This window comes from Parasphingomonas halimpatiens (assembly GCF_036663795.1).
GTDB lineage: Bacteria > Pseudomonadota > Alphaproteobacteria > Sphingomonadales > Sphingomonadaceae > Sphingomonas.
The window spans coordinates 1-19,654 of sequence record NZ_JAXOJP010000045.1 but is presented as its reverse complement, the minus strand read 5'-3'; the positions used below and the strand labels follow the sequence as shown (position 1 = coordinate 19,654).

At 66.9% G+C, this 19,654-nt stretch carries 14 protein-coding genes; 2 read left to right on the top strand and 12 right to left on the bottom strand.

Features of this window, described 5'->3' with window-relative positions; translation table 11 throughout:
- Window positions 1–4: 4 nt before the first annotated feature.
- The 11 genes from U1839_RS24310 to U1839_RS24260 all read right to left on the bottom strand — a co-directional run bounded on the left by U1839_RS24310 (window position 5) and on the right by U1839_RS24260 (window position 16,079).
- Window positions 5–3,709, bottom strand: a complete 3,705-nt coding sequence (locus U1839_RS24310) for a DUF1906 domain-containing protein (RefSeq protein WP_332806148.1) — start codon at window positions 3,707–3,709, stop codon at window positions 5–7.
- Window positions 3,706–7,953 carry a baseplate J/gp47 family protein gene (locus U1839_RS24305; RefSeq protein WP_332806147.1) on the bottom strand — a complete coding sequence of 1,416 codons (4,248 nt, stop codon included), beginning with the start codon at window positions 7,951–7,953 and terminating at the stop codon, window positions 3,706–3,708. Before U1839_RS24305 ends, U1839_RS24310 begins: the two co-directional genes overlap by 4 nt.
- The gene (locus tag U1839_RS24300) at window positions 7,950–8,468 is read right to left on the bottom strand and encodes a GPW/gp25 family protein (RefSeq protein WP_332806146.1); all 519 of its coding nucleotides are present in this window, start codon (window positions 8,466–8,468) and stop codon (window positions 7,950–7,952) included. Before U1839_RS24300 ends, U1839_RS24305 begins: the two co-directional genes overlap by 4 nt.
- A complete protein-coding gene (vgrG, locus tag U1839_RS24295; RefSeq protein ID WP_332806145.1) occupies window positions 8,465–10,234 on the bottom strand; it encodes a type VI secretion system tip protein VgrG in 1,770 nt (589 codons plus the stop codon). The genes U1839_RS24300 and vgrG overlap by 4 nt, the downstream gene beginning before the upstream one ends.
- Window positions 10,234–10,938, bottom strand: a complete 705-nt coding sequence (locus U1839_RS24290) for a CIS tube protein (protein ID WP_332806144.1) — start codon at window positions 10,936–10,938, stop codon at window positions 10,234–10,236. The genes vgrG and U1839_RS24290 overlap by 1 nt, the downstream gene beginning before the upstream one ends.
- 1 nt (window position 10,939) lies before the next feature.
- Entirely contained in the window at window positions 10,940–11,128 is a 189-nt protein-coding gene (locus tag U1839_RS24285) for a DUF5908 family protein (protein ID WP_332806143.1), read from the bottom strand.
- Between the two features lie 137 nt (window positions 11,129–11,265).
- Entirely contained in the window at window positions 11,266–11,763 is a 498-nt protein-coding gene (locus tag U1839_RS24280) for a phage tail protein (protein WP_332806142.1), read from the bottom strand.
- 77 nt (window positions 11,764–11,840) lie between these two features.
- Complete coding sequence (locus U1839_RS24275) at window positions 11,841–12,284, bottom strand: phage tail protein (RefSeq protein ID WP_281130080.1); 444 nt, start codon at window positions 12,282–12,284, stop codon at window positions 11,841–11,843.
- A 49-nt stretch (window positions 12,285–12,333) separates the two neighbouring features.
- Window positions 12,334–14,181 carry a phage tail sheath C-terminal domain-containing protein gene (locus tag U1839_RS24270; RefSeq protein ID WP_332806141.1) on the bottom strand — a complete coding sequence of 616 codons (1,848 nt, stop codon included), beginning with the start codon at window positions 14,179–14,181 and terminating at the stop codon, window positions 12,334–12,336.
- Between the two features lie 132 nt (window positions 14,182–14,313).
- A complete protein-coding gene (locus tag U1839_RS24265) occupies window positions 14,314–15,480 on the bottom strand; it encodes a hypothetical protein (RefSeq protein WP_332806140.1) in 1,167 nt (388 codons plus the stop codon).
- Window positions 15,477–16,079 (bottom strand): Pvc16 family protein, encoded by a 603-nt coding sequence (locus tag U1839_RS24260; protein ID WP_332806139.1) that lies wholly within the window; start codon window positions 16,077–16,079, stop codon window positions 15,477–15,479. The genes U1839_RS24265 and U1839_RS24260 overlap by 4 nt, the downstream gene beginning before the upstream one ends.
- 446 nt (window positions 16,080–16,525) lie before the next feature.
- On the opposite strand from U1839_RS24260, the gene U1839_RS24255 reads away from it, so the two are divergent.
- Both U1839_RS24255 and U1839_RS24250 read left to right on the top strand, forming a co-directional pair.
- Complete coding sequence (locus U1839_RS24255) at window positions 16,526–17,578, top strand: NAD(P)-dependent alcohol dehydrogenase (RefSeq protein ID WP_332806138.1); 1,053 nt, start codon at window positions 16,526–16,528, stop codon at window positions 17,576–17,578.
- Window positions 17,579–17,638: 60 nt separating this feature from the next.
- Window positions 17,639–18,637, top strand: coding sequence for a YncE family protein (locus tag U1839_RS24250; protein ID WP_332806137.1), 999 nt, complete (start codon window positions 17,639–17,641; stop codon window positions 18,635–18,637).
- A gap of 199 nt (window positions 18,638–18,836) precedes the next feature.
- Here U1839_RS24250 and U1839_RS24245 read toward each other — a convergent pair whose 3' ends face one another.
- Entirely contained in the window at window positions 18,837–19,403 is a 567-nt protein-coding gene (locus U1839_RS24245; protein ID WP_332806136.1) for a DUF4337 domain-containing protein, read from the bottom strand.
- Window positions 19,404–19,654: the final 251 nt, after the last annotated feature.

Here is a 19,654-nt window from a genome sequence, read left to right as displayed (position 1 = left end):
GCGCTCAGCCCTGCCGCAGCCAATAGGGGGTCCCGCCATTCTGGTCGGTGCTGATCAGGTCGCTGTCATAGGCGACGCCGCTCAGCACGAGGTTCGAACTGATCGTCTGTTGCATGCAATAGCCCGGCGCGCCGATCTGCGGCGCCGAACTGCTGCCCGAGCGCCAGAATTGCTTGAAGTTGGTCAGCTGGACGATTTGCTGCGCGCTGAGCCCGCAACTGGCGCCGATATAGATGCCCGGCAGGTAGTTGGCGGCGCGAACGGCATCGCCCCAGGTGCCGGCATAATCGAGCACATTTTCGGGGTCGGTCCCCGCGCGGACGCCTTCGAGGTCGAGGAAAACGCTGACCCCGGGCGGCAGGCCGATCGCCTGGCAGTTGCTGGCGGCATATTGGCCATAGGTCATGCCAAGCGAGCCGGTCGGATCCCAGGGCGATGCCGCGACGTGCTGGACGATCATCAGCGCGAGGCCGGCATTCAGGATGGTCTGCGCCTCCGACCGGGTGATGTTGCCCGACGGGCTCGACGGATCGGTCAGATAGTTGCGCGGCACATAACGCAGCGCAAAGGCGAAGCCGGCGTTGCGGAACGCCGCCGCCGTCGTGCTGGTGAGCGGCGTGTTGCAGTCGAACCCCTTGCTGCCCGACGGCGACTTCTCGACCTTGCCCGGCAAATTGTTGCCCGAAGGCGACGGTGTTGGGGTCGGCGACGGCGTTGCTGACGGCGTCGGTGTCGGAGCCGGGGCTGGCGACGGTGAAGGTGGTGGCGGCGACGGCGGGGTGGGTGGCGGAAGCGGTGCCGGCGGCGTCGGCGAGGGCAGCGGCCACGGCGTCGGTGCCGGGGGCGTGGGTGACGGCAGCGGCCAGGGTGTCGGCGATGGCGACGGGGTTGGCGTGGGGAGCGGCGTCGGCTCTGGCGGGGCATGTTCGCGCCAGGCGAGCCACAGCCTTATGCCCCAGGTCAGCAATGGCCAGATCCAGTTGCCCCACAGGCTGCCCAGCCAGTTCCAGATCGATGACGGATCATCGGGCTCGGCAGTCGGGGTCGGGGTTGGCGGCAGCGGCGTCGGCGTGGGCGTCGGGGTCGGTGGCGGCGTCCATGAAGGGGTCGGCGTCGGGGTCGGTGGCGCCGTCGGCGTTGGCGTCGGCGACATGGTCGGGCTCGGGGTCGGCGTCGGCGGCGCTGTGGGTGTCGGGGTTGGCGAGCAGGTTGGCGTCGGGGTGGGCGATGCCGTGGGCGTCGGGGTCGGCTTCGGCCCGACGCTAGTGAGAAAATCGACCAGCACGCGGCTCGCGACGGACTGGCGCAGGCCGTGGCAGCCGCACTGCGCGTCGCACCAGTCCTGATACAACGCCTCGAACCGCGACATCTCGGCGGGCGTCAGAAACAGGCAGTCGAGCACGACATGCGCCGGGGTATTGGTGCCTACCACGCGCCTGGCCTCGTCCCGCCAGGTCGGGTCGCGCCACTGCGCGCGCGTCGCCGAGATCACCGCAGTGATGCGGAAATCATAGTGCGCGATCTCGCGCGGTCCGGCATCGGGCGGCAACGCATCGCGCAGCATCACCCATTCGACGATGTGCAGCCGCGCCTGGTCGACCACGCGCTGGCGCCGGCTTTCGCGCAGCAGCTGCCGGATCGCGGCGATCGCCTGCTCCTCGTCGTCATGCTCGCCGAGCCACCACCAATGTCCGTTGCGGTCGACGCAGACGATGTAGATCGACACCGGCCCGCTGAGCGTACCGAAGCGATAGCCCGACGGATCGGACATCGCCGATGCCAGCGCGCCCGCCACATCGCGCCCGTCGCTCGGCGACGGGTCCGCGGGCGCGCCGGCCATGCCAGGGTCGAACGCATCGACCGGCTTGAACAACTGGCCGATCGAGCCGGCCAGTTCGTCGGGCAACGGCCGACCGAAGGGCGGTGCGGTGGGGTCGTCGTCGGCGCTCCAGATCCGGCCGCTGTGGCGCGCGCCACGGCTCGTGGCCGCGCCGGGGTCATCGAGCAGACCGAGTTGCAGCCGGCTGAGCGCCTCGACGCCGGAGGCGCCGCGCCCCGAGCGGCGGCGGCGGAAATCGGCGCCGCGCCCGCGGTTGCGCGTCAGCGGCGCGACGCGGCGCAGCAGCGCCTGCTTGGTGCGGATCAACGCCGCATCGGCCGCCGCGCTCTCGCTGCCGGGCGCCACGCCGCCATGACCGTTGCTGAGATGTTCGGCATAAAGCGACAGCAGCAGATCGAGCACCGCATTGCGCCGCTGGTCGACCGGGTCGTTGTCGGCGCTGATCGCGGCGAGGCGACTGGCATAGCCGGGCTTGAACAGCTGCTGCTCCACCGCATCGGGGACGATCGTTTCGATCGACTGCGTGGCATAGGTCGCATCGCCGCCCGCGCTGACCGAGAACAAGGTCCGCAGAAAGGCGACCTGGCTGAAATAGTCGGCGAGCACCTGGTCGAAGGGCATGAGATAGCCCTTGAGCTGCTTGGCCTGTGCGACACGCTCGCGCGTCGAGCCCGGCGGCAAGCCCGCCGCGCCGATGCCATAGACGCGCGGGAACTGGTCCTGGATCGAGCTGTAGCTGGCAAGATCGCGCTGCGTGACCGGCGGCGCGCCATATTGCGCTTCATATTGCTCGCGCAGTGGGTAGGTGCGGCGATGCTCCTTCCAATATTGCGCCAGCAGCCGCCGCACCCGCGCCGGGTTAGGCTGCACCATCACGTTGTTACGGTAGAGATGGATGGTGAAGTGATGATCGGGCGTGGTGCCCTGCAACCACCAGATGCTGTCCGGCGGACGCCCTATGCTGTCGTTCGCCCCATAGGGACTCGGGTCGCCCTGCACGGCGACCGACACGCTGTCGATGGCGAGCACCCCGGGCGAGCCCGACAGTGCCTGGACGAGATCGCTGACCGCGACCGCGTCGGCCAGCGGTGAAAGCTGCTCGTCGGCGATGAAGCCGCGCAGCATCATCGGGCCAGTGAACATCGCCGCGCTGGCGGACATGGCGGCGCGCTGGTCGGCGAGCGAGCGCCGCGCCGGCTCGGGCGCGAGGAACAGACCGAGCGTGAACAGCGCGCGGGCGAGGGTTTCCGAAGGATCGGCGCCATCCTCGATCTGGACGTCGGCCATCACGCGGGTATCGAGCATGCGCAGCACGCGCACCGTGCCGATGTCCTCGCACAGCGCACGGTGGCCGCGATAGCAGTCGCGCACCTGCTCAATCAGCGCGTCCTCGGCCCGGCATCCGCCATCGGCGTCGTCGTCGGCCAGCGCCAGGATCGTGACGTCGTACAAGCCGCGCACGGCGGGCGGAACGGGATGCTTGATCGCCGAGAACCAGATATTCGCCACCCCAGGCACGCGGTCGAGCACAACGCGGCGCAGGTCGTTTTCGGTCACCGGGTTGCACGGCAGGATCGACCAGGCCGGCATCATACCGTGGCGGCGCAGCAGCAGCTGATCCGCGGCCGGATCGGCGAGCAGATCGGGCACCGACAGATCCGCGCGATAGGGCAGCTCGGTCAGCGCGTAGCAGAATTGCTCGAGGATGGTGACGCCGGGGTCCGAATAATTGAAGTCGGTCCACACGTCGCGGCACATGCGCGACGCCAGCTCGACCGCCTGCTCGCGCAGCGCCGCATAATCGGCGCCCGGCACCGCCGATGGCGCGCGATCGATCGTGCTTTGCGGCGTGCCGGGGTCGGGCGTCATGTCGCCGTCCCCGCCCCCGTGCCCGACGGTGGCGGCGCGCTCGCTGACGGATAGGGCAGATAATAGGAACTCGGCGGCGGCGTCGGCGCCGCGGTGACGGCATGTTCGTCGACCTTGACCGAGGTGAGATAATACCAGCCGAGCCCGACCTGCTCGGTCTGCGGTGTGACGGCGAGACTGACGATGCCGAGCACATAGCGCCGGTCGCGGACGAACTCGGCAATCGCGCGGCGGGTATAATAATCGGCCGGGCGCGGGCCGAGCGTCTCGTCGGGCCAGGGCGACAGCCACGCGGTCAGGTCCTTGGCGAGCTGGATGCACCAGAAATCGTTGGTGTCCTCATCGCTGAAATGGCACGCGATCTCGACCTTGAGCCGCAGATAGGGCGGGTTGGTGACGAGCACGTCGACGAACGGCCCGACGCGCTGCTCGATGATCCGGCCGACATCGGACAGCGTCGTCAGATCGGCCAGCGGCGCGGTGGTATCGACGACATTGGGCGTCTTCGAGCCCGGCACCGCGACGATCCACACCTTGCCCGCAGCACCCGTCGCGCCGGTAAAGCCATCCACCGCCGGCACCACCACGACCTGCCACAAGGACGGCTCGTTCTCGAGCACGAGCCGGGCATAGTCCCAGCCGGTAATGCCATAGCCCTTGTGGCGCAGCCGCTCGGCCATCCACATCTGGAACGCCCGGCCGCTCGCCGGCGGGCGGCCGCCGAACGACTGCATCGGCTGATTGATCGTACCGATATTGGTCAGCGGCGAAATCGCCTTGCTGACGGTCTTGGCGGGGCGCGGCACGCCGAGCGTCGAGGCGCCGCCCGGCCCGACCCATGAGGCGCACAGCGCATTGGCGATCACCGCGGTGATCAGCGGGGCATTGCTGGTCGGCTCGAGCGCACGCACGCGCAGCCGGGTCGGCTTGTCGGCCGGCGCGTCGGCCCGCAATTGCAGCGTGATGATCCCGCTGTTCGACAGGTTGTTGGTGCCGTCGGCGAGCATCACGACCGGCTCCCAGCCATTGCCGACATATTGCGACCAGTCGGTCTTGGGCGGCGAGCTCCACCAGCCATTCGGCCCGGCACTGAGCATGAACAGCAGCGCGACCTGCGGCACCGAGCACGACAACTGGATGTACAGCGCATCCTTGTCGTCGAGCGTCGGCAACAGCGTCATCGCCCCGGTCGCGGGCGCGCGCATCTTGTTGAACGGCGCGATATGACTGAAGGTCAGCGCCGGCGGCGTCACCAGGGCGCTGGTTGTATTGAGATCGTCGGCCGGCGGGGCGACCGGCGACGTGTCATAGCGGGCGGCGGCGGTGTAGTTCACCCCCAGCCCCGCCGCCATCGGCTGCCATGGCGGATTGGGCATTGCCGGCGGCAACAGCGCGGTCAGCGCCAGCTGCACCGCCGCCGCGATATTGGGGCGACGCAGCGCAAAGGGCTGCGTCTCGGCCGCGGCAAAGGCGGCGGCGATCGCCCCGGCGGCATCGAGCGTGTTGTGGGCTTGCCGCAGCGCCACCGTCGCGCCGGCGCCGAACGCCCCCTCATGCGCGTCGAGCCAGGCAACGAGATTGGCGAGGATCGCGGCCGGCTGGCCCGGCGTCGCACCGCGCGTGGTGATGCGCTGCCACAGCGAGCCGCTGTGCGCCGCGACGTCGGCCAGCGCCGCCTCGAGGTCGGCGTGCCATTGCTCCTGTGTCGCAGCGCTCTCGCCGCTCGCGGCGATCGCCTGATTGACCGAGACCAACGCCTCGCCCGTCATCGCCGACAGCGCGGTGTCGACCGCCGGGGCGACCGTCGCCTGCCAGGTCTTTTCGGTCGCATCGGCATTGGCGCGCGCCAGCCGGTTGAGCTCGGTCACCGTCTGCTTGCCGCTCGACCCGCCATTAGGCAACCCCGCGACATTGGCCTGGCCGAGCGCGGTCGAGGCGGCCATCAGGTTGCTGGTGTAGAGAATGTGTCCAAAGGCATAAGGCGGGTCGGACAGTTCGAGCCGCAACGCGCTGGTCGCCGGGTTGTAATAGGCCGGCGCGGCATCGACCGCGACGATCGGCACTTCGAGCAGCACATCGGGTTTGAGCGGCGCGGCGCGATCCGGCTCGGGGGGCAGCGCGCGCGGCGTCGCGGCGGGCGGCGGCACCGCCGACGGTCGCGGCGCGGGCGATGACAGCATCGCCGCTTCGGGGACGGCGAACGGCTGGGTCGCGAACAGCGGCTGCGACGGCGCCTGGTCGTCGACTCGCCACGGCCCCGGATTGACCATGCTGAAGGTCGCGCGGAAGCTGCGATTGTCGAACAGCGGCGCGGCCGAAACCTCGCCATCTGCGTTCAGAACATAATCCTGATAATAGCCCTTGAAGCCGGTGCTGGTGACCGGCACCCCCGCCCATTTGATCGTCACCGACAGCGTCGTGACCGGTTTGACGAACAGTTCGGGCGCGCTGATCTCGATCCCCGCGCCGAGCACCGGCGGCAGGCCGAACATGGCGAAGGTCTGGCTGCTGTCGGCCGGCCCGGTCGGCGTGGCGATCCTGACGCCGGTCAGGTCGTCGACCGCGACCTCGATCGTGACCGCACCGATGCCCAGTTGCTGCAGCGCCGCGTCGCGCTGCGCCTGTGCCAGTATCGCGGCATCGCGCCCGCCAACGGCATCGGGCTTGATGCTGCCGATCACGGTCGGGCCGCCTTGCGGCTTGGCGAAGCTGGACGGCGGCAACAAATTGGGTGGCGGCACCAGCGCCGGCTTGGTGTCGATATCGACCAACGGCGGCGCGTCGGCGGGCAGGATGAAACGGATGATCAGCCGGTTGTCATCGTCCTGCTGACGCGCCAGCTGCGGGCTGACCGTGAAGTCATCGACTTCGATCCAGCCGCCGGCGGTCGTGTAATGCAGCACAAAGGCCTGTTTGACGAGATCGGAGACCAACCCGGCCTTCATCAGCAGGTCCTCGCGCTCGCCTGCGGGTTTGGGGTCGCCGGCCGGCGCCGCGACCGGTGCATCGGATGCGGACGATTGCGCGGTGATCACCAGGCCGATATCGATCTGGCGATTGCCGCCGGTCAGCATCAGCACCGGCGACGACACGGTAAAGCCCAGACTGGCCTTTTGCAGCGGGATTGCGCTGTGCGGCTCGACATGTCCGTCGCCGAACATCGCAAACGGCTTGATGGCATCGGGCGCGGCGGGGTCGAGCGCGATCTCGCCGGTCATCACCATACCCGCCTTCTCGATCGCCCCGGATCCTTCCGACGACGGCGCGCGCAGCACGCGATGCACGCTGAGGTTGACGACCGTCGCCGGCGTCACCTCGAGCGTGTTTTCGGCGGCATATTGGATCGCCACGCCGGTCTCATCGGTGCCGGCCGAGAAATAGGCGCCGCGCGGCACCGATGCCTGGTCGGACGGCTGGGCCGGCGTGAAGGTCAGATACATTTCGTCGGGCACGGCATCGACGGCGTGCTGGTGAAGCACCTCGCTGTAATAATAATCGACCAGCCGGCGGGGAAAGCCGTTGATCTCCGCCCGCGCCTCGCTGAACAGCTTGGCGAAGGTGTTCCACAGCGCGGCCTGCGGCGCATGGCCATCCTGATGGAGCGACGCCTCCAGCATGAGCAGCGCCTGATCATGTCCCTTGCGCAGGGCGCCGACCAGCGTGATCGCGAGATCGTCGAGAATCTCGAACAGCTGGTCGTTCCAGCGAACGTCACCACCATTACCGCGCCGCGCCAGCGCGCGCTCCAGCGCCTCGTTGCCGAGATGGCCGTGGAAGCGGCGCAGCGGATCGATCACCTCGTCCGCGCGACCATGGCGATCGGGCTGGCGCAGATAGCTTTCCGGGTCGGGCGGGTCGCCGGCATGGCGGTCGCTGATCGCCATCAGCCGCGCCAGCACGGTGATGACGCCGCCCAGCCGCCGCGGATCCTGCCGCGCCGCGTCGAGCCCGCGCTTCAGGTCGCGCTCGATCCCCGACAGGTCGAGCGCGGCATGGGTGGCGAGGATCACGGATTGGTCGCTGGCGAAGAACGGCACCCAGTCGCCCGCCGGGCAATCGTGCAGGTCGTAGAAATTGACCAGCGCGCCGTAACGCGCAGCAAAGGCGACGATTTGCGCCAGCGAGCGGCCATCGACCAGCACCGCTTCCGGCGCCGGCGCACCCGCGACGCGATCCGCCTGGCTCGTCGCACCGTTGAGGATGCGCGAGGCGGCCTGGTCGAGCAGGGTGCGCCCGCTGCTCACCCCGACGGCGGAGGCAGCGTCGCCTCGACCTGGTAGAAGGGGAAGACGATATTATCGCGCGCATTGGTCTGGCGCACGACATAGTCGATCGTGATCGCGATCCAGCCGTCGAGAATGGTGTCGCTGACCTCGACCTTCTCGACCGTCACGCGCGGTTCCCATTCGATGATCGCGCGCGTCACCATCGTCGCGATCTCGTTGGCGGTGGTGGTGGTCAGCGCGGTGAACACCTTGGAAATCAGGTCGACACCGTACGTCGCCAGCATCACACGCTCGCCCAGGCTGGTCGACAGCAGGATGTGCAGGGCCTCGCGAATGTCGACATCGCCGGCCGACAGCATGACGCTGTAGTGGAACGTGTCGAAGGTCGGCGGGAAGCTCCAGCCGCGCCCGAGAAAGGCCGGCTCGACCGGCGGATAGGTCTCGCCGCCGCCCGGTGCGCGCACCGGCCGCGCCGCGCCGCGCGTCGAGGGCGCGGCCGGGGCCTGAGACGGGGGTTGCGGCGGCAGGCTCACGGGTTGAGCGCCACGGTGGCGCCCTTGATCTGGATCGGCCCGTCGGCGGTCATCTTGGCCGAGGCGCTGGCGGTGGCACTCAGCGTCGTCCCGGCCTTGATGTCGACGCTGGTGCCCGCCGACATGCTGATCGATCCGCTGGCGCTGATCGTGATGTTCTTGGGGCTGTCGATCGTAATCCCGCCGGTTTCCATCTTGATCGTGTTGCCGGTGACGTCGGTGATAGTGATCGCCTTGTTCTTGTCGTCGATCAAAATGCTCTGGCTGGCGGGGGTGGTGATCAGGATCGACGGATCGCTTTCGGTGAAGTTGATCCGCATCTTGGCCTTGGTGGTGAAGCTCTTGACGTCGTTCGGCGCCGGGCTGCTGCCCTCGGTAGGCGGATAGGGCGGCGGGTTGGCCTTGGAATAGAGGCTGCCCAGGATCACCGGATAACGCGGGTCGCCGCTGAGAAAGCCGACCACCACCTCGTCGCCGGTCTCGGGATAGAAGTTCGAGCCGATCCCGTTCGAGGCATAGAAGGAGCCGAAACGCGCCCATACCCCGTCGCTCGCCTGGAGCAGCGGCAGCGTGACGAGCACGCGATATTCGCCATCGGGATCCTGATTGATCTGCTTGACCGTGCCCGCCATCAGGTTGTTCGCTGGCGGCAATTGGCCCGAGGCGCCGGGCGCGGCGATCTGCGGCGCCTTCGCGGCGAACCAGCCCGGCGCCAGGCCGATCTGCACCGTGGTCCGCCACAGCCCCTCGGCCATCTGCTGGTGCACTTCCGACACCCATGCATCGCCGTTGAAACGCGCGCCGAGCCCGGCCAGCGTCACCATCGTCCCCGGCGTGACCAGCGCGCTGCCCTGGAACCGCACCTCGCCGCGCACCTTGGCGAGCTGGCTCTTGAGCAGCTCGGCCGAGGCCCAGCCGGTCAGCTCGGCATCGACCATCGCGCCGGCGGTTTGCTGAACATAGCTCGACACCGGAAACACCCCGGCCAGCGTGCTCGACGAGAGATTGCCCGGCGTGGAGACATCGGCGCTCGGCGTCGACGACTGCAACAGCGCCTGCGTCGCCGGGTCCCAGGCAAAGCTCTGGATCGCTGCCGGCTTGAGCTGCGTCGCGGCATCGATCTCGCCGTTGAAATCGAGGATCGAGTCGCCCCAGGTCAGCGTCAGCACCGGCGATCCACTGGTCTTGGGCGGGGCGACGGTTACGGTGCCGTCATCGACCGTCACCACCATGCCGCTCGCCTCGGCGCGCATCACCAGCAGGTCCCAGTCGGTGGCGTAATATTGCACGATCGATTCATGCTGCACGCTGGTCGTGGTGACCGTCGCGGTGAGCCCGGCATTGCCGATCAACTTTTCGCACAACGCGCTGTCGGTGATGTTCTGGAACACCGCATTGGCGCGCGCCAGCGTCATCACCAATGCCTTGTCGGTCGCCTCGATCACCAGTTGCGACGGCCCGTTGACGCTGGCCTCGATGCCGTGGCGCTGGATCACGCCCGAAAAGACCTGCGTCTGGGTCGATCCATAGCCGAGCGCGATGGTCAGCGCCGCGCCCGGGATCAGCGCGCTCGTCTCGCTGATCGGGAAGGTCTCGCCCGCCGCGCTGCCGTCGGACATCACCAGCCGCGCGCGCGGCAACCGGTTGATCCCGGTCCACACGTCGATCGACCTGACCTGGATCGTGCTGTCGAGCGGCGCGCCGTCGGCCTTGATCGCATAGACCGGCAGGACGTTGGCAAGTTGGGCGGGCGAAGGCGCGGTCATCAGTTGCTCGATCCACTGAGCGGGGGAAACAGCAATTGCGTGCCCGGCGGTACCCCGCGGAAATTCGACAGGCCATTGAACGCCGCCACCTTGGCGTAGAAACGGCTGTCGCCATAGATGCGATGGCAGAGCAGCGGCAATGTATCGCCGGCCTGCACCGTGACGAGGTGCGTCACGTCGGGCGAGGTCTTGTACGCCCCCTTCGCCAGCTGCGCCTCGCTGGTATAGGATTTGAACGTTACCGCGACCTTGGCGCGCAGCGGTGTCCCGTCGGGCATGAACAGCGTGTAGTTGGTGCTCATGCTGACCAGCACGCACTGGAACTGCAGCTGCGCCCAGGCGAGGATCAGGAAATTGGGGCTGTGGATCGCACCGTTGAGCGTCGCGGTCAGCGCGGTGAACTGCTTGATGCCGTCGGCGACGCCGTTGCTGTAGCTTTTCTGGTTGCCCGGCGGCGGGATCACGCCCGTCGCGTCGAAGATCAGCTCGAACGAAATATCCTCATCGGCGATACGGTTGAATTCGGGCGATGGCCCCGGGCTGCCCTGCGCCTGGCGGTCATTGTAGCGGATCGAGGTCTTGCGGCTGTAGCTTGCCGGGTTGATCCATACCGTAAAGGGGTTGCCCGACCCGCTGACCTTGGTGGTGAAGCCCGAATCGGTATAGGCGGTGATCGTCATCTTGGTCGGGTTGGGCTGCGGCATCTCAGCGCTCCTCGCGCTGGCGCAGCGTCCTCAATACTTGGCTGACACAGTTGCTGACGATCTGCTCGATATGCGCCTGGCTCAGCGCCGCGCCATCGTCGGGCGCCGCGCCATGTTCGAGCGGCGGCGCCGACGGGGTGATCCCGCCGACAGCGATATGAACGCCGATCTCGCTGATTTCCAATGGCATCCGGTTCCGTCCCCCACGTTGCGATCAGGCGACCGGCGCCGGCGCGCCGATACCCCGGCGGCGGCGCGGCGTTCGCCTGACCATCTGCACGTCCGGCGCCCGGCCGCGCGGCGCCGGCAACGCGACATGATCGCGCGTCACGACGCCGCTACCGTGGTGGTGACCGTGGTATAGGCGAGCTCGATCGTCTCGATCAGGACGTCGTTGCTCTTGGCGTTGAACCCTGTCGCTTCCCATTTGACCGGCCAGGCATTGGCAAAGGTCCAGGTCACGACCGGCTGGCCGGTTGGGCCGAGCAGGCAGACATTGACGACCTGGGTGACGATCGGCGTGCCGAGCGACGACCCGATGGTCTGCGCCGACCAGCGCGCGAAGCGTGAATCCTTGGTCAGATAGCCGCGCTTGAGCACCAGATTGCCGTGCTTGGTGACGCCCGGCACCTGGTGGACATAGGCATTCTGCCCACCCTCGGCCACTTCCTCCACCGCGACATGGGATTCGATCCCCGACACCTCCTGAAAAGCGGCATCGAGCACCGGCTGTTGCGGGCTGGACGAGCTCGCCCCGATATAGACACCGAAGGAAAAGGCCGGCGGTGGATAATAGCCGGGGGTCGCGGGGGCGGGAGTGGGCATTGGTCAACGGGTCCGCGGGCACAGGAACAGCAAGGCGACACGGGGACGCGACAACGCGCCGCGCCCCCGTCGGGAGATCACTTGATCGACACCGCGAGCGTTTCATAGGCGATCTCGATGCTCTCGACCGCGACCTCGTTGCCGTCCGATTTGAGATCGGTGCCGGTCAGCTTGGTCGGGAAGGCATTGTTGAGCGTCCAGATCATGCGCGGCGCACCCAGCTCGTCCTGCAGGTTCACCACCACGGTCGAGCGCGCGATCGTGTTCATCGCGATGGTGTTGAACCACGTCCACAGATTTTGGTCGGTGACGAAGATGCCCTTCTTCATCGTCACATTGCCGTATTTCTTGAGGCCCGGCATCTTGATCGGGGCGAAGATCGCGCTGTTGCCGGCGCGATATTCGATCACCTGCGCCTCGGCTTCCAGCCCGGTGACTTCCTGGAACACCGGGTTGCCCGGAATCCCCGTCACCGAGAAGAAGAATTTAGGAAGCGGCCAGGTCGTGTTTTCGGCGGACATCGATGTCTCCTGTCAATACGAAGGAAAAGGGTAAGGCGGGTCAGCGAACTCAGCTGCCCATCGTCTGGGTGAAGGTCAGCTCGATGAATTCGGCCGGATGGATCATCTGCAGCGTCACCGCGACGACCATGTAGCCGTTGAGCACGTCCTGCGACGTCATCGTCGCACCGAGCCCGCAATTGACCGTGAAGGCGTCGCTCGACTTGGCGCCCATCAACCCGCCCTGCTGCCACAGACCGGTCAGGAAGGAGGAGATCGACGAGGTCACGTTGGTCCAGGTGAGCGCGTCATTGGCAGCGAAGACATAGCCTTGCAGCGCAAGCTTGATCGTCTGTTCGACATAGACGAGCGTGCGACGGACCTGGATGTAACGATAATCCTGGCTGTTGCCGTCGAGCGTGCGCGCGCCCCATACGACATTGCCGCGACCCGGCTGGGCCCGGATGATGTCGATCGCCTGGCCGTTGGTGGGCACGTTGAAGCCGCCCTGTTCGACGTCGTTCATGTCGTAGAGCGGCGCCACGACGCTCGCCAGCGCGATGTTGGCCGGCGCGTTCCACACGCCCGACTGCACGTCGCTCTTGTTCCACACGCCCGCAAGCGAGCCGCTCGGCGCCATGATGTTCATCTGGTCGGCGACCTGCTGTTCGATCTGCGCGTAGAGCGGCAGCGAGGTCAGCAGCAGATTGTTCAGCGCGAGCTGCGACGCCGCGTCGCCGGTCTTCACCGTGCCCGGGAAGCTCGACGCCGTCGCCGTATTGGCGTCGTCGTTCGCGCCAACCGTCGCCAGCGGGAAGGCGGCGGCGATCGCCTGCTGCACGGCGATCTGGCTCGCCGTCTTGGGCGGCGCCGGCTTCGTGGTATCGGTAACGGGCGTGGCGTAGAGCGCGATCGCCTGGGTGGTCAGCAGGTTGTTGATCACCGTGTTGTCGGTGCTTTTCAGGTTCGTGTAGAGGATGTCGGTCTTCGAGATGATCGACGCCCGCACCGCCGGACCATAGGCCGCGCCATAGCTGAGCGAGGCGATATAGGGCGCGATCGCGGTCGACAGGTTGGACTGGCACGCCAGCATCAAATCCTTAGTGTTGGCGGTGAGGCAATCCGGCAGGTCGAGGATCGCGACGCGATCCTGCAAGCTGCTTGCCTGGGTCAGCATGTTGCCGACCAGCGTCGCATAGTCGGGGTATGTCGTGACGCCGGCGTTGACCGTCTTGAGCTGGCATGCCTCGGGGATCACCGTCATCGTCGGGCCGCGCGCATAACCCGCCGCTTGTAGGCCGACATTGAGGCCGCCCTTTGCGGGCTTGGTGGTGTCGCCGAGGGCGATGGTGTTGGCCGTCCAGCTCGAGGCGGGGGTCGTCGCGACGAGCGGAAACTGGTCGGCCCAATAGCTGCCGGCGGAGACGATATAGCAATTGCCGCCGCCATTGGCGAAGAACATGCGCATCTGCCAGTACAACGTGAACTGGCTGCCGGCGCCCGGCGCGAGGACGAAGCCGGTCGGCGTGATCGTCGTCGAGGTCCCCGACGTTGCCGCCACGTTGGCGACGAAGCTCGGCGTCGGCGCTGGGGTGGGGGTCGGGGTCGGCGACGGGGCCGGCGTAGGCGTCGGGGATGGTGCCGGGGACGGTGCCGGAGTCGACGCCGGGATCGCGGTCAACGCGAAGGCCTGGGTCGCCGGACCGCCGAAATAGGTCGTGTACTCGCTCATCGACGAGATCTGCACCGGCGTGTTGTAGAGCGACTTGCCGGTCACCGGGTCGCCGGCGAACTGGGTATAGCCGATGAACACCGGAACCCCGGTAGGCACGCCGACGATCGACGTCCCGAAGGCATCGATCTCGGTGATATAGACATTCGGTGTGGTCCGGTTGAGATATTTGCTCGAGGTCGCCATCGGGTGATCCTTTTCTACTCGGCTTTTCCAGGGGTTGGCGGGTGATTACTGGCTTGATGTGAGGACGGCTGCGCGGCGCGGTAGCCAGCCGGGTGCGGGTCCGGGGGGGCCGGACCGCTTACGGTGAAGCGTTCAAACATAGACGTAGATCTCCGAACTGCCGCTCAACACATCGCCCGACGCGGCCGGCCACACCGGCGCCGCCGCCGCGGCGGGCAGCCGCGCGACCTGCACGCTGTCGCGCCCGCCGCTCGGCGCGTGGCGCTGGCCGCTGAGCTTGAAATGATAGGGCGAGATACGCTGCAGCGGCAGCGCAGTGCCGGCGGCGAACACCACCGCCTCGTCGCCATTGGGCAGTGCCTCGGACGAGCGCGTGAAGCTCGCCCCCTGCCCCTCGATCGCGAGATCGGATGACAGCTTGCCGCGGGTCGAGGGCGAGACGATGTAATAACGCCAGAAGGTATCGCGCGGCGCGAAGGCCAGCGTCAGCGAGACCGGTCGGATCGTCCCCTTGGCCACATCGACCGGAAAGGCGGCCGTCGCGCCGATGCCCTTGCCGGGTTGCGCGAGCAGCAGGTCGACCAGGCCGAAACTGCCGGGCTGCCCGGCGAGATAGACGTAGCCGGCCGGCGCGCCCTTGGGCGCGGCGAACGGCTTGCCCGCAGCATCGGCGCGCGCAACGCTGTAGAAGCCGGCGGCAAGCGATGTGAGATCGAGAGCAACCCCGCCCCCGCCCTGTGCCGTCGCGCTGATGACCGCCGCGCCCGAAAGGTCGCACAGGCTGACAGTGCTGCCGGCGGGGACGTCGATCGACAGCGCGGCGCCGGTCAGGGGGAAAAAGGCTTCGGCACCGGTGGGCACTCCGGCGCCGAAGGTCAACGTGCCGCTCGCCGATGCGGTGGCGAGGTTCGCGACATGGAGATTGCTGTCGAGCGTGTTGGTGGTGATCGGCAGGTTGGTGATGCCGACGAAATTGGTGTTGTTCGATACCAGCTGGAAGCTGAGCCACGCCCAGCAACCCTTGCCCGGCCCGCTGGCGCGCGTGTTGGTCTTGAGCCAGGCGATCAGCGCGGGGATCCGCGCGGCGTCGGCCAGCACGACGAAACCGGTGCCCTGGTCCTTGAACAGCAGCCCGAGCGATTCCATCAGCGTGGCGCAGCCGGTGGTGGGCGCGACGGCGAAATCGGGGCAGGCGCCGCCGCGATCGTTATAATAGCCATGGCTGAAGGCGACGTCGAACAGCGGCACATAGCCCGTGCCGATCGTGCGCCCCGCGCCGGCTTTCGCGCGCGTCGTCACGTCGTCGTTCGCAGGTCGGGCGCGGACACCGCATAGGCCCGGCCGAGCATCGCCGGCGCGTTGAACGACAGCATCCGCATCTTGTAAAAGGCGCTGGGAAAATAGCGCGTGCCGAGCATGCCCATGACGTAGTTGACGTCGACCGGCGAGAGGTTCTCGAATTCGAGCGTCAGCTTGTCGATCGCGGGATCGAGCGCCGGGGCATTGTCGCGATTGAAATAGGGCGTTTGCTGGAAATAGCCGATGAGACGTGACAGCGCGGCGAGACCGTCGCTGTAATTCTTCTCCATGAAGTTGGCCATGAACATCACATGGACATCAAGATACAGTGGCGGCCCGACCACCGCGAGCGAATCGCCCGGTGCCGATGGCGGCTTTGCCGACATGGTCGTCTGCCATGTACTGATCGAACTTTCGCGCGTGATGTTGTAGACGCACATCACGATCTTGTCGCGCGCCGCAGGATTGAACGCGCCGGAATGATCCACGAGACTGGTCAATGAAATCCATGAATCCCCCCGCCGATCAACATTTTCCAGATATCCATTCGCCAGATCGCAAATTGTCTCTAGTGAATTACGCAGGATATCGGTCGCCATTGCTGCTATCTAACACCGATCTCGAATCAATACTGAAATATAAATAACATGATCGAAACAATATAATTGACGCATACAGCTCATTTTTAGGGCGCACTTATTGCATCGCTCCGCGCGTTACGCGAGAAACGTCTTAAGCATCATTTAATCGCAACCCAAGCAACGGAATCAGAACGCAAACAAGACCGCTTGTCCAAAAATTAGACTCGGCATCTTCTTTGGATGATAGGAAGGGTATTGACAGAGTCAAGAAAGATTGGCCCCGATTCGGTGCGAGTTTCGTGGGTTAGCCTTTGATGAATTCGGAGCAGTCTTCCGCAACCGCGACGGCGTAGCGCATCGAACGCCCGCGTCGGCAAATAGGCCGGGCGACGGACCTTAACGCGGCGCACCGCGTTGGCGCGCCGCACCCTCCCGCCATCTCTTCGACAACCAAGGACCTGCCCATGACCACCAAAGCCTACGCCGTGCCCGCAGCGCACCAGCCGCTCGTCCCGCTCGACATCGAACGCCGCGCGCCGGGTGCGCACGACGTGCAGATCGAGATCGCCTTTTGCGGCGTGTGCCATTCGGACCTCCACACCGCGCGCGCCGAATGGGGCGGCACGCTCTATCCGTGCGTGCCCGGCCATGAGATCGTCGGCACGGTCAGCGCGGTCGGCGGCGACGTCACCGCCTTCAAGGTCGGCGACACCGTCGGCGTCGGCTGCATGGTCGACAGCTGCCAGCATTGCGCGTCATGCGCCGAGGGGCTCGAGCAATATTGCGAGAACGGCTCCACCGGCACCTATAATGCGCGGACGCCCGATGCGCCGGGCCATACGCTGGGCGGCTATGCGCAGCACATCGTGGTCAGCGACAAGTTCGTGCTGCGCATCAGCCACCCGGCCGAACAGCTTGCTGCGGTCGCGCCGCTGCTGTGCGCCGGGATCACGACCTATTCGCCGCTGCGCCACTGGAAGGCGGGCCCGGGCAAGAAGGTCGGCGTGGTCGGGATTGGTGGGCTTGGCCATATGGGGGTCAAGCTGGCGCACGCGATGGGCGCGCATGTCGTCGCCTTCACCACGTCCGAGAGCAAGCGCCAGGACGCGCTCGATCTCGGCGCCGACGAGGTGGTGGTGTCGCGCAATCCCGACGAGATGGCGGCGCATGCCGGCAGCTTCGACTTCATCCTCAACACCGTCGCGGCGAGCCACGACCTCGACGCCTTCACCACGCTGCTCAAGCGCGACGGCACGATGTGCCTGGTCGGCGTGCCCGAGCATCCGCACCCCTCGCCGAGCGTCGGCGTGCTGATCTTCGGCCGCAAGGCGATTGCCGGCTCGCTGATCGGCGGGATCGCCGAGACGCAGGAGATGCTCGATTTCTGCGCCGAGCGCGGCATCGTGTCCGACATCGAGATGATCCGCATCGACGAGATCGACCATGCCTATGACCGCATGGTGAAGAGCGACGTGAAGTACCGCTTCGTCATCGACAACGCGACGCTGGCGGGGTGACCCGCGACAGCCGGTGGCGGGCGGGCTATCATCCCCTCCCCGCCACCGGAGTCGTTGCCCGTGAAACCAGCCCTGCTCGCGCTCGCCCCGCTGCTCATCGGGGCTTCGGCGCCCGATTATACGCTGACCCACAGCGTCGCGCTGGGCGCGCCGGACCGCTGGGACTATGTCGTGTTCAGCGGCGAGACCGGCCAGGTCTATGTCGCGCATGGCGACCGGGTGACGGTGGTCGATGCCAAATCGGGCAGCATCGTCGGGCAGGTGACGGGCATCCCCGGCGGCACGCATGGCATCGCGGTATCGCGCGCCACCGGACAGGGCTTCACCGATGATGGCGACGGCGCGCAGGCGGTGGCGTTCGACCTGAAGACGCTGAAGGTCACGCACCGCATCCCCGCCGCCGCCGATGCCGACGCGATCACGATCGACAGAGCGAGCGGCCATGTCTTCGTGGTCGATGGCGAAGCGGGCAAGATCAGCGTGATCGACGCCAAGACCGACGCCAATGTTGCGACGATCGTCGCGGGCGAGAAGGTCGAATATATCGTCGCCGACGAGCAGGGCAGCGTGTTCGCCGCCGGCGAGGACAAGAGCGACCTGCTCAAGATCGACGTGCGCCGCAACGCGATCGTCGCGCGCTGGGCGACGCCCGATTGCGCCAAGCCGCACGGGCTGGCGCTCGACGCGGCGAACGGGCGGCTGTTCATGGGCTGCGTCAACAATGTCATGATGGTGGTCGATGCCCGTGATGGCCATGTCGTCGCGAAGCTGGCGATCGGCGCGGGCAGCGATGCCGTGGCGTTCGACGCGACGCGACGCCGCGTGTTCAGCTCGAACGGTCGCGACGGGACGATCTCGGTCTATCAGCAGGTCTCGCCCGACAGCTACCGCGCAATGGCGCCGATCGTCACCGCGGTGAGCGGGCGGACGATGGGGCTCGACCCGGCGAGCGGCCGGCTGTTCGTCGCTGCCGCCGACACCGACCCGGCGGCGGCCCCGGGCGGCCGCGCGAAGGTGCGGCCGGGGACGCTCAAGCTGCTGATGTTCGACCCGCGCTAACGGTATTTCCCGCGCCACCCTCTCTCCGTTCGCCCTGAGCTTGTCGAAGCCTGTCCTGAGCGCCTGCCTTGCCAGGCAGTCGAAGGGGGCTGTTCTTCTTCGCAACCGCGGAAAGAAGTACGGTGCTTCGACAGGCTCAGCACGAACGGGATTGCGGTTGCAGACGATGCTAACAGCAACGAAGGCACGTTGAATCGCGCTAGCCGAGGAAGTTGCTCAGCACGTCGGGGTGGAAGCCCCAGCCGGCGAAACCGCACACGCCCATGAACAGGCCGAACGCGCCGAACATCCAGGCGGCGACCAGAAGCCCTGAGCTTTCGGCGAGCGCGGCGACCGCGGCCATCGAGATGGCGGTGGCGACGAGCGCGTCCGACGCATCGAACTGGTCGTCGTGCAGGTTGAGCGCATCGTAGCGATCCGACAGCGCCTGCGCCTCTTTCGCGAGGCGCGGCGCCTCTGCGGTGTATTTGGCGATCTCGGCGGTGAGGCGCGCATGGGCGGCGACTGCTGCCTTGTTGCCCGGCGCGCCCGCCGCGATGACCGCGATCTCGTCGCGCGCGGTCTCGGCGATGTGGGTCTTGGTGCGGGTCGCCTGATATTGCGCCCAGCGATCGACCGAGTCCGCCTTGGCCAGCGCCATGTTCTGGACGATGTTGCCGTCCTTGATGTTGCACAGGCCGGTGAACACCGAGAGGATCACAACGGTGATCGCGATCATCCGGTTGAGGCGCTTGTCCTTGGCCTCGGCGCTGACTTCGAGTTCCATGGGTTGTTCCTGACTGATGCGGCGTTGAACGTGACGTAAATCTCACCCCTCCCCTTCAGGGGAGGGGTTGGGGGTGGGGCCGTGCCGTAAGTGCGGCGCTCGGGGAGAAGCTCCACCCCAACCCCTTCCCTGAAGGCTACCAGATTCACACATTGGTCTGGTATCCGAGGGTTTGGATTGCACGTTTAGCGGCCTGGATTTCGAGCCATCCGTTGAGCATGACGACCGGGCCGGGTTTTCCGTAGTAGCCG